Source organism: Salipiger sp. PrR003 (assembly GCF_010500785.1).
Lineage (GTDB): Bacteria > Pseudomonadota > Alphaproteobacteria > Rhodobacterales > Rhodobacteraceae > Salipiger > Salipiger pacificus_A.
On record NZ_JAAGOV010000090.1, the window covers coordinates 1 to 10,545 of the forward strand.

General features: G+C 65.4%; 10 protein-coding genes. 3 read left to right on the forward strand and 7 right to left on the reverse strand.

Annotated elements, in window-relative coordinates; all coding sequences use genetic code 11:
• Nucleotides 1–337 precede the first annotated feature (337 nt).
• Nucleotides 338–1,774: a DUF6880 family protein gene (locus G0D83_RS27860; protein ID WP_164197757.1), complete on the reverse strand. Its 1,437-nt coding sequence runs from the start codon at nt 1,772–1,774 to the stop codon at nt 338–340.
• A 165-nt stretch (nt 1,775–1,939) separates the two neighbouring features.
• Nucleotides 1,940–2,251 carry an ETC complex I subunit gene (locus G0D83_RS27865; protein ID WP_095881673.1) on the reverse strand — a complete coding sequence of 104 codons (312 nt, stop codon included), beginning with the start codon at nt 2,249–2,251 and terminating at the stop codon, nt 1,940–1,942.
• A gap of 233 nt (nt 2,252–2,484) precedes the next feature.
• Between G0D83_RS27865 and uvrB the strand changes: the two genes are divergently transcribed.
• Nucleotides 2,485–4,683: an excinuclease ABC subunit UvrB gene (uvrB, locus tag G0D83_RS27870; RefSeq protein WP_164197758.1), complete on the forward strand. Its 2,199-nt coding sequence runs from the start codon at nt 2,485–2,487 to the stop codon at nt 4,681–4,683.
• A gap of 84 nt (nt 4,684–4,767) precedes the next feature.
• On the opposite strand, the gene G0D83_RS27875 is transcribed toward uvrB, so the two are convergent.
• On the reverse strand, nt 4,768–5,061 hold the full coding sequence (locus G0D83_RS27875; RefSeq protein WP_164197759.1) for a hypothetical protein: 294 nt from the start codon (nt 5,059–5,061) through the stop codon (nt 4,768–4,770).
• Nucleotides 5,062–5,200: 139 nt separating this feature from the next.
• Nucleotides 5,201–5,473 (reverse strand): I78 family peptidase inhibitor, encoded by a 273-nt coding sequence (locus G0D83_RS27880; protein ID WP_164197760.1) that lies wholly within the window; start codon nt 5,471–5,473, stop codon nt 5,201–5,203.
• 119 nt (nt 5,474–5,592) lie between these two features.
• On the opposite strand from G0D83_RS27880, the gene G0D83_RS27885 reads away from it, so the two are divergent.
• Nucleotides 5,593–5,994: an excinuclease ABC subunit B gene (locus tag G0D83_RS27885; RefSeq protein ID WP_164197761.1), complete on the forward strand. Its 402-nt coding sequence runs from the start codon at nt 5,593–5,595 to the stop codon at nt 5,992–5,994.
• Between the two features lie 45 nt (nt 5,995–6,039).
• On the opposite strand, the gene G0D83_RS27890 is transcribed toward G0D83_RS27885, so the two are convergent.
• The 3 genes from G0D83_RS27890 to G0D83_RS27900 form a co-directional block, all read right to left on the reverse strand.
• A complete protein-coding gene (locus G0D83_RS27890; protein WP_164197762.1) occupies nt 6,040–6,576 on the reverse strand; it encodes an HdeD family acid-resistance protein in 537 nt (178 codons plus the stop codon).
• Nucleotides 6,577–6,656: 80 nt separating this feature from the next.
• Nucleotides 6,657–7,760, reverse strand: a complete 1,104-nt coding sequence (locus G0D83_RS27895) for an AI-2E family transporter (RefSeq protein ID WP_164197763.1) — start codon at nt 7,758–7,760, stop codon at nt 6,657–6,659.
• A gap of 66 nt (nt 7,761–7,826) precedes the next feature.
• Nucleotides 7,827–9,353: a phospholipase D family protein gene (locus G0D83_RS27900; RefSeq protein ID WP_164197764.1), complete on the reverse strand. Its 1,527-nt coding sequence runs from the start codon at nt 9,351–9,353 to the stop codon at nt 7,827–7,829.
• 318 nt (nt 9,354–9,671) lie between these two features.
• Between G0D83_RS27900 and G0D83_RS27905 the strand changes: the two genes are divergently transcribed.
• Nucleotides 9,672–10,115 carry a hypothetical protein gene (locus G0D83_RS27905; protein ID WP_108968878.1) on the forward strand — a complete coding sequence of 148 codons (444 nt, stop codon included), beginning with the start codon at nt 9,672–9,674 and terminating at the stop codon, nt 10,113–10,115.
• Nucleotides 10,116–10,545 lie beyond the last annotated feature (430 nt).

Here is a 10,545-nt window from a genome sequence, read left to right on the forward strand (position 1 = left end):
TGATCGGAAAAGCGCGGAGTGCGGTTCATTCTCGAACGGTCGGACCGGGCACCCTGCCGCGAGAGCGGCTTAGTCCAAGTGCGCAAAGGTGTCATCCAAGAAATACGTCTTCTGGGCCGCACGCTCCAGTGCTCAGTCGGGTGTCGGCCTCGATCAACTGGCAGTCTTGAGCTCAGGCCCCTCATGCATCGTCGCGGCGATAGTGCTGGATGCCCTGCAAGCCTCAAAGCCGCGGACAGTCGATCATAGTCAAGGGCGCTCGAAATGGCGCCTCCACGCGATCGCGTGCTGAGGGACGATGAGGGTCTTCTGTCGTCCACGTGATAACCCGCGGGGGCTACCCTCCCCGCAAACGCTCCCAAAACGCTGATTTCCTCGCGTGAGTCTCGCGCAGCGCTTCAAGATAGTCCGCGTGCGATAGGTGCATGCCGTAGTCGAGGATCTCGGCATCCGCGGCGGCACAGTCCATCAGGTGCCGGGCGGCGTGGCCGTAGCGCCCTGAGCGGGCCCTACCCAGCGCGAAGTCGATCATGGCGCGCCACAGCAGCACGGCGGCGAGCGGGTGGCCGGGGGCGAGGGCGTCGGCGAGCGGGGTGAGGACCTCATAGGCATCGCCGTCGATCTCCTTGCTGCGGGCTTCGATCAACTCAGCCGCCAGCGGCAGGTCGGGGGCCTGCAGGCAGTAGGCCAGCGCCTTCTCGACCGGTTTGTAGGTGAGGACGATCCGGCGCGCGGCGTCCTCGGCCTCGATGTCCTCGAAGTCGGGCAGCAGCTTGATATGGCGGCGCAGGGCGTCGGGGCAGAGCCGGCGCTCGAAGCGGTGCCAGAGCGCGGCCTTCAGATCGTCCTTGCGGCCGAGCGCCTCAAGGCAGGCGAAATGGGCCTCGTCCAGTTCGGGCGTGTCGAACCACGGATCGCCGCTTTCGCCGGGCAAGGCGGCCTCGATCAGCCGCAGAGCGTCCGTGGGGCGGCCCGCCGCCAGCAGCCGGGTCGCGGCGGAGGGAGCGATGGTCGAGTAGGTCAGCTGCTCGGGGCTGTATTGCGCAAGCCAGCTGTCCACGTCGCCCTCGGCATCGGCCACGTCCTGCAGGATCATCTCCGCCGTGCGGTTGCGCCCGGCAAGGGCGCGCTCGGCGCGGGCATCACGGTCGGAGATGAAATCGTAGCGGGCGAGGTCGGCATCGGTTAGCGGCGATTCGCAGGCCGCTTCGGCGAGTGCTTTGAGGCGGGCCAAACCGGTGCTGCCGAGCGCCTCGGCCAGCGCAGGTATGGCGTGGTCGAAGGCGCCGTAGCCATCATTCGAAATCGCCTCAAAGACGCTGTCGGCCAGAGCTTCGGGAGCCTTGCCCAGCCTCGGCCCAAGCCGTCCGATGACCGCCATCGCCTGGCGCATGACATCGCCGATGGTGCCCCAGCTGTCGTCGGTACGCTCATGAATGCCGGCAGCAAGCTGCAGCTGAGCCCAGAGCAGATCGAAGGCCGCGTCCGGTGCATCAGGTGCGATGCGGGTCTCGATGAGCGTCGTCAGTTCCGCCAGTTCCTGCGCCAGCTTCCTCTGCGCCTTGCGGGAGATGAAGGTACGGCTGCGGCGGATGGAGGCGAAACGTTTGCGCACGTCGGCGGTGATCGCCTCGGGGCCCAGATCGGCGGAAAGCGCCATGCGCACCCGGCGCTGGCGTGCCGCGTCGCCTTTCACCGCCTCGAGCAGCAGGTCGGCCAGCGTGTCGGCACCCAGCTCAAGGAGGTTTTTCTTGTTTAGAGCCTTGCCTGCCATCGGGGTCCTCCTCTGGTGACGCATCCTTGGGCGGGATCATGCGCCCAGACGCGCGCTTTGCAAGCATGTGCTAGATATGGAAAGGGCGCCCAGTGGGCGCCCTACATGTAGATCCCGGGAAAAACTCAGCCTTCCATGGGAAAAACTCAGGTGTCTCTTACACACTCAGTGCGTCCAGGCGCTCCGGCGATCCACCGCGAAGTTTTCGGCATAGCCGCGGGCGCGCAGGTTGGGCTTGCGCTTGTTGGGCTCGTTCACCTGCGCCTCGATGCCGTGCTCGGCGGCATAGGCGAGGGCCGCCTCCTTGCTGTCGAACTTCAGGCGGACCTGGCTCTGGGTGTCAGACGAGGAGGTCCAGCCCATCAGCGGGTCGACCTCGCGCGGGGAGGCGGGGAAAAACTCGAGAATCCAGTCCCTGGTCTTGGCTTGTCCCGACGACATTGCCGTCCGAGACGGCTGGTAAATCCGTGCACGCATGGAATCCCTCCTGACATTCATTGGCGTTATCGAGAATTTATAGTGCCGGGGCAAGAGATCGCGGCGCGGCGGTGCGGCAAATCTTCCCGAACCCTTGCGTCTTGCCCGCAGAAAAGGAACATTCCGTGAAAATACCCTGCGCCCGCGAGCGAGTCTCCCAGCCAACCGAGCCCGAAACCCCTTGAAATTGCCGTGCGGCGCGACACGTCTTGCAGGCGCCCGGAGATGACCACATGCCCTATGCCCATTCCGACAAGTCGATGCCCATGATGCACGCCCCCGCGCCGGATGTCCGGACGCGGGAGAAGCTCGAGGGCGGCATCAGCTTCCGCATGCAGACCGAGTTCTCGCCGGCGGGCGACCAGCCGACAGCGATCGCCGAACTTGCGCAGGGGGTGCGCGATGGCGAGCGCAGCCAAGTGCTGCTTGGCGCGACGGGCACCGGCAAGACCTTCACCATGGCCAAGATCATCGAGGAGACCCAGCGCCCGGCGATCATCCTCGCGCCCAACAAGACGCTGGCGGCACAGCTCTATGGCGAGTTCAAGGGGTTCTTCCCGGACAACGCGGTCGAGTATTTCGTGTCCTACTACGACTACTACCAGCCCGAGGCCTACGTGGCCCGCTCGGACACCTATATCGAGAAGGAAAGCCAGATCAACGAGCAGATCGACCGGATGCGCCACTCGGCCACCCGGGCGCTGCTCGAGCGCGATGACGTGATCATCGTCGCCTCGGTCTCCTGCATCTATGGCATCGGCTCGGTTGAGACCTATGGCGCGATGACCCAGGACTTGCACGCGGGCAGCGAATACGACCAGCGCAAGATCATCGCCGATCTGGTGGCGCAGCAATATCGGCGCAACGATGCGGGCTTCTCTCGCGGGGCCTTCCGTGTGAGGGGGGACAGCCTCGAGATCTGGCCCGCCCACCTTGAAGACCGGGCGTGGAAGCTCTCGTTCTTCGGCGAGGAGCTGGAGAGCATCACCGAGTTCGACCCGCTCACCGGCGAGAAGACCGGCAGTTTCGACCGCATCCGCGTCTATGCGAATTCGCACTACGTGACGCCGAAGCCGACGATGCAGCAGGCGGTTATCCAGATCAAGAAGGAGCTGCGCCAGCGGCTCGACCAGCTTGTCGCAGAGGGCAAGCTCCTGGAGGCGCAGCGGCTTGAGCAGCGCACCAACTTCGACATCGAGATGCTCGAGGCCACAGGGGTCTGCAACGGCATCGAGAACTACTCGCGCTACCTGACGGGCCGCGCGCCGGGCGAGCCGCCGCCCACGCTGTTTGAGTTCATTCCGGACCACGCCATCGTCTTCGCCGACGAGAGCCACGTCTCGGTTCCGCAGATCGGCGCGATGTACAAGGGCGACTACCGGCGCAAGTTCACCCTCGCCGAGCACGGTTTCCGGCTGCCGTCCTGCATGGACAACCGGCCCCTCAAGTTCGAGGAATGGGACGCCATGCGGCCGCAGTCGGTCTTCGTCTCGGCGACCCCTGCGAACTGGGAGCTTGAGCAGGCGGGCGGCGTCTTTGCCGAGCAGGTGATCCGCCCCACGGGACTTCTCGATCCGCAGGTCGAGATCCGCCCGGTGAAGATGCAGGTGGACGATCTGCTCGACGAGATCCGCAAGGTGACGGCAGATGGCTACCGGACACTCTGCACCGTGCTGACCAAGCGCATGGCCGAGGATCTGACCGAGTACCTGCATGAGCAGGGCATCAAGGTGCGCTACATGCACTCGGATATCGACACCATCGAGCGGATCGAGATCCTGCGCGACCTGCGGCTTGGCGCCTTCGACGTGCTGATCGGCATCAACCTGCTGCGCGAGGGCCTCGACATCCCCGAATGCGGGCTCGTGGCAATTCTCGATGCGGACAAGGAGGGCTTCCTGCGCTCCGAAACCTCGCTGATCCAGACCATCGGCCGTGCCGCGCGGAATGCCGACGGCCGGGTGATCATGTATGCCGACCGCGTTACCGGCTCGATGGAGCGGGCGCTGGCCGAAACCGAGCGCCGCCGTGAGAAGCAGATGGCCTACAACGAAGAACACGGCATCACCCCGGCGACGGTCAAGAAGAACGTCGACGACATCCTTGCCGGTCTCTATCAGGGCGACGTCGACATGAACCGCGTGACCGCGTCGATCGACGCCAAGCAGCAGGGCTCGAACCTTGAGGCGGTGCTGGAGGGGCTGCGCGCCGGCATGCGCAAGGCGGCGGAGAACCTCGAGTTCGAAGAGGCCGCGCGCCTGCGCGACGAGGTCAAGCGGCTCGAGGCTGTCGATCTGGCGATCCACGACGACCCGCTTGCGCGGCAATCGGCGGTCGAGGCGGCGTCGGAGGCTGCGGTGAAATCGAAGGGGCGCTCGACGGCCGGCCGTCCAGGCCAGCGCGGCGGCAACGTCAAGCGTCGCAAGCGCTAGGCCACCATCCCCCGGCATGAAAAAGCCCCTCTCCACGGTGGGTGGAGAGGGGCTCTTGTTTTCGCCGTGTGATCGCGTGAGCGATCAGCCGTCGTTCTTCTCGTCCGGCGGGGTCACATCGATGTCGGGCAGGGTGACTTCGGCTTCCTTGGTGTCGACCTCGACGTCGACGTCCGGGACGGTCACTTCTTCGGTCTTGGTGCCAACTTCGACCGAGCCGACCTCGGCATCGACCTCGGGCAGCTCGCCGCCGTCAACCGAGACGTCAACGTCGGGCAGGCTGCCCTCTTTCGTGACATCAAAATCGATCATGTATGCGCCGACGCCGATCACGACAGCGGCGGCGGCAACGAGGGCAACGATGGATCCGGTACGCATGTTCAGTTCCCTTCCGGTTTGATCCGGCGCTTTGGGCGCCGTGGTGTTTCGGTAAAGGAACCGTGAGGGCGGCTTGATGGTTCCAGAAATATTCTTCGGAACCAATGTGTTGCGCGGAGCGTTTTGGCGGATTTTCGGATCAGCCGCAGAACACCCGAAGGATCTGTCCGGCGCTGTCGGTCTCGATGTTCATCCGGTCCGCGCGGTAGTCCATGGTCATCGCCTGACCGGGTCCGAGAATGCGCAGCTTGGCGCCGGGGGTGAGCTCGAGGTCGCCGACGGCGTGGCCGATCTGGCTCTGATAGGCCGAGGCGCCGCAGCTGTCTTCGCCACTGGAGGCGGCGCTCTCGGTTTCGCTGCAGCCGGCAATGCCCGCGCAGAGTCCGAGCGCGATCCCAATCCGTCCCAACATCGTGTGTCTCCTTGCTTTCCTTACGCTGGCAGGTAGGTCACGGCAACGTGCAGTCCAGCGCCGATCGGCCGCAAAAGTCGCTCTCGACCGGCGCGGCGTTCGCAGCTAGGCTTTTCCGCATGCACCGGTTTCTGCTCATATCCTGTCTCGCCCTGGCGGCCTGCGGCACGCCCTATGAGCGCTGCAACCGCGAGGCGGCGCGGTTCTATGCCGATGCGCTGCAGGAGCAGAGCCGCATCTCGCGAGATCTGGCGCGCGGCTTCACCTATGTGACCGAATGGGAGACCCGCCGGCGCTGGCAACTCTGTGGAATCTATCACGAGCACCCGCATTATTGCTGGCGGACGGACACCGAGCCGGTGACTCGCCGCGTTCCGGTGCGTCCCTACGAGTTGCACCGTCGGCTCGACGAGATCGGGGCGGCGCTGCCACAGCTCGGACGGGATGCGGCAGCCGGGCAGGCCGAGTGCCGTCGGCGGTTCCCGGCGGAGGTCGCAGCCCAAACGCCTCCGCAGGGGTAGATCCGGCCCCGCGGGGCCGGATGCGGTCTCGAAGTGGGTTGTCGCTCAGGCCGCACGCTTGCGCAGCTCCGGGTGCTGCTTAAGCACCATCCCGAAGGCGACCAGCGCCACGCCAGTCGAGAGCAGTTCGACCGAGAGAAGCACGCCCAGCACCACCGCCGCCGAGGACGGGAAATTGGTGAAGATCATGAGTGCCAAAATCACCGAGATCGCGCCGCTGATCAGCAGCGCCAGCTTGTAGCGCCCCTCTGCGACCGAGAAGCCGTAGATCACCTTGGCGACGCCGCCGACAAGGAACATGATCGCCGCGACAAGCGTCAGCGAGATCAGCCCTTCGAGCGGGTTGGCCAGGAAGCTGATGCCCAGCCAGAGGTAGATGATCGTCAGCAGAATGGCCAGCAGGCGCTCCTTCATGCCGGTCACGCGGAAGATGCTGATGGCCTGCACCACGCCGATGATCAGGAAGAACCAGGCGACAATGGTCTGCGCCGCGATCGAGGCGGCGAAGGGGTTAAAAAGCGCGAACAGCCCGCCGAGGATGCTTGCGATACCGAGAATGATCCACATAAGCCAATGCTGCATTTCCAAATTCCCTCAATACACCCGGCACGCGGCCGGTGCCTCGAAGGTGCGCCCCTCCCCGGGGCTCTGTCAACCTCCCGTTAACGTTCGGGAAGTTCGCCGTGCCGGGGTGTGGGTTCGGGGGCAGACGGCACATCGACGCGCTCGGCCAGAAGCAAGGCGAGCCAGCGGGTCTTGTCGAAGCTGGCCAGCACGATGGCGAGGATCGAGGTCAGCGGCACCGCGAGGATCGCGCCGGGAATGCCCCAAAGCGTCGTCCAGAGCGCCAGAGCGAGCAGCACGACGAACGGGCTGAGATTGAGCTGCCGGCCGATCAGACGCGGCTCGATGATATTGCCCAGCGTCACCTGAACCGCAGTCAGCGCCGCGCCAAGCCCGACGGTGAGACCGATCGAGCCGAATTGTGCCAGCGAGAGCGCCACCGGGAAGGCGACGGCCAGCAGGGAGCCGAGGTAGGGGATGTAGTTGAGCACGCCGATGACCACCGCCCAGAACAGCGCGAAGTCCACGTTGAAAGCCCAGAGGATTGCATAGGAAATCGTGCCCAGCACGATGTTGATCAGCGTCTTGAAGGCAAGGTAGCGGCTGATCTTCTCGTTGATCGCGCCGACCACGGCGAGCACGCGCGCGCTTTGCTCGGGCGAGCGCAGCCCGGCGGTCAGGCGGCGCTGGAAGGAACGGCGCTCGGCGGTGATGAAAGCGGCGTAGATGATCACCATCAGCACCACCGAGCCAAGGTTGGTGAAACCGCCCAGCACCGCCAGTGAAAAGCGCCGCAGGTCGATCCGCCCGACGGTCTCGGCGGTGACGCGCTCCCAGAGCTCGTCATTCTCGAAATGGAAGTACCCCGCGACCCCGTCGACCATGGCGCGAAGGTTGTCCTCGTATGTCGGGGCGACCGCCATGATCTCGCGCACGGTGGCCGAGAAGACCGCCGCCAGAACGAAGACCACGGTGGCCGCGAATGCCAGCAGAAGCAGTCGCAGCGCGCCGAGTGGCAGATACCCAAGCACCGGCAGTCGGCGCAGGGCGCCGGCCACCGACTCCAGCAGGTAGACGAGGATCGTCGCCGTGACGATCGGCAGCAGGATGGATCGGCCGAGCACCAGAAGCGTCCCGGCTGCCAGCACGAAGATCGTGGACAGCACGAGCGTCTGGAACGGCGTATCCCTCATCGGCACCATGTCATCCTCCGGGCGGGTGTCGCCGGAGTGGGGACGATGCGGGCGGGGAAGTCAACGCGGACAGGCTCAGAGCTGCCCGCCGATTGGTAACAGACCCGTCAGCCAAGCGGTGGTGGCGCGCATTTGCGACAGGATCGGCTCGGAGCGGTAGAGCCGCCAACGGTTGCCCGCGTCATGTTCGAGCCATTGCATCCGGCCGTCCTCGCCCAGTTGCACGTGGAAGGCGGCCTCGGGCAGCAGCTTCTTGAAATTCACCGCGGCCTGCGTGGCGAGGGCAGGGGAGTCCACGAGGATCCCCATCTCGGAATTGATCCGCACCGAGCGCGGGTCCCAGTTGAATGAGCCGATGAAGAGCAACTTGCGGTCCAGAACGAAGGCCTTGGCGTGTAGCGCCGAGCGTGACAGGCCGAGCCCCGACAACGTACGGTCCGGCCGCTCCTTCTCGGCCCGCAGCTCCCAAAGGTCGACGCCCGCCTCGAGCAGGTCGCGGCGCGAGTGGGCATAATGCGCGTAGACCGCTGGCACATCGGTTGCGTCGAGCGAATTGGTCAGCACGGTCACATCGACTCCGCGCTCCTCGAGCGCGCGGAGCAGCGCCGTGCCGCTGTCGCGAGGAACGAAATAGGCCGAGACAACGAGGAACTCGCTTTCAAGCCCGTTCACGTAGGGCAGCATCGAGGCGGCAAAGGTCTCGGAGGCAGGCAACTCGCCCGCGGCCTTCTCCGGCGGATCCGCGAGAAGTGTCGCCCGCGCGGCGGTGAGCTGCAGCGGCTGGCGCTTCAGAGACGCGATGTGATCGAGCAGCGCGCCGCCGTAGGGGGTCAGCGCGATCCGCTGCCTGTGCCGCGCCAGCGCCGTGCGCACCGTTTCAAGGTCGGCCCCGTCTTCTTTCGGCGTGATCACCTGCGATGCCGGGACGGCGTAGCGGCTGTTCCAGTAGCTGTCGAAGGTGCGCCCAACGTCGTCCACCACGGGGCCGGCGGCCAGCAGGTCCAGATCGTCGTAGTTCGATTCCTCGCGCGCCGAGAAATACTCGTCGCCAATGTTGCGCCCGCCGACGATGGTCACCCGGCCGTCGAAGGTCATCGACTTGTTGTGCATGCGACGGTTGATCCGGCGGAATTCGAGCAGCGCCGACAGCGCCTTGCCATGCGAGCGGGCGAAGGGATTGAACAGCCGTATCTCGATGTTTGGGTGCGTTTCGAGCGCATGGGTGGCCTCGTCGTAGCCGCGGGTGTCCATGTCGTCGAGCAGCAGCCGCACCCGCACGCCGCGGTCTGCGGCGCGCAGCAGCGCATCCGTAAAGAGCCGGCCCGCCTCGTCGTTGTGCAGCAGGTAATATTGGGCGTCGATGCTGGTCACCGCCTGCTCGGCAAGGCCCAGCCGCAGCGCCAGCGCGTCGATGCCATTGCTGATGATATGCACGCCGGACGTGCCGTCGGTGCGGCCCTGCCACATGCGGGTGATCTGCGAGAGCGGGGCAGAGGCCGGTGCGGACAGCGCGGCGCTCGTGGTGCGCGGACCCTCGGGGAGCTGGCTGCTGCAGCTCGCCAGAAAGACGCAAAGGAAGAAGGCGCTAAGGAACCGGAACATTGTGGCCTCGGATCTTGGGCTCGGAGGATCAGCCTCGCCGAGCTTGGCCATTTCCGCAAGCAGGGCAGCTGACGTAAGGTCCGGAGCGCGGCTTTTGCGCCGCAGGGCACCGGGGCCGAAACGCCTGACGCAGGTGTAGTGTGGTCACAGGGCGTGCTGCATTTCGGGGAATTGTGTTTTTCGTTAGGCAGATTTCCTGCCTCCCGCTACGGCTTGTTCGAACCACTGTTGGGGAATGGTGACATGGTGTTTTCAAGAGTCCTTGCGGGGGCATGCGCCCTTTCTGTCCTCGCCGCATGCGAGCCTACGACAGCGCAATTGGTCACGCAGGGCAAGCCGATCGATATCGTCTATCCCGTTACGTCAGGGGTGACCGCGGCGCGGCTGCAGAACGATACGACCGATTGCCAGATCGAAGCGGCTCAGAGGGTGCCGCCACAAATCCTGACGACCACCACGCCGACCCGCTCGAGCCCGACCGAGACCCAATGCGTGACCAAGGGCAACACCGTCACCTGCACGACCACCGGCGGCGAGATCTATGGCGGGGAAACCTATTCCTACGACGCCAACGAGAGTCTGCGCGCTAGGGCGGAAGCGCAGTGCCTCTCGGGCAGGGGCTACAAGTTGGCGACGATCCCGAAATGCCCGGCAGCCTATGCGACCCGGCCCGTGCTGTCGCAATTCTACCCGCTGTCGGCGGCGACCTGCTATCTGCCGGGCGCCGGGGGCAGCTACGCGGTGACCGAGATGTTGCGCTGACCCAGGGCCGAAGCGCGGGCGCGACGGGCGGTGCGCGCGCCGGCACTTGGTCCATGACCTCCCAAGACGCACCGGCCAGCCAAGCCTACCCTTTTGCGCGGCATTGCACTTCTCGCATGTGGGGCGCTCCGGGACTCCTGACCAAACCGCGCGCAAGCGCTTGTCTCGGGAGCTCCGATCATGTCGATCGGGGGACTGTCGGACGAGGCTGCGGCATTGCAACTATGCCCCCCACCAATGGGGGCGGCGCCTGGCGTTCCTTTCGGAGCGCAAGGCGCTGCCTTCTGTTTTTTCTGCGCGACGGCAACTGCGCATCACGGACATGCGTGCTAGCCGCAGCGAACGGCAGCAAAGTCGGAGGTTTTTCGATGTGGGCCGCGGGGTGATGGCGGTATTCTGCGCGATGGCGGCCCACGTTGGAAAACCTGAC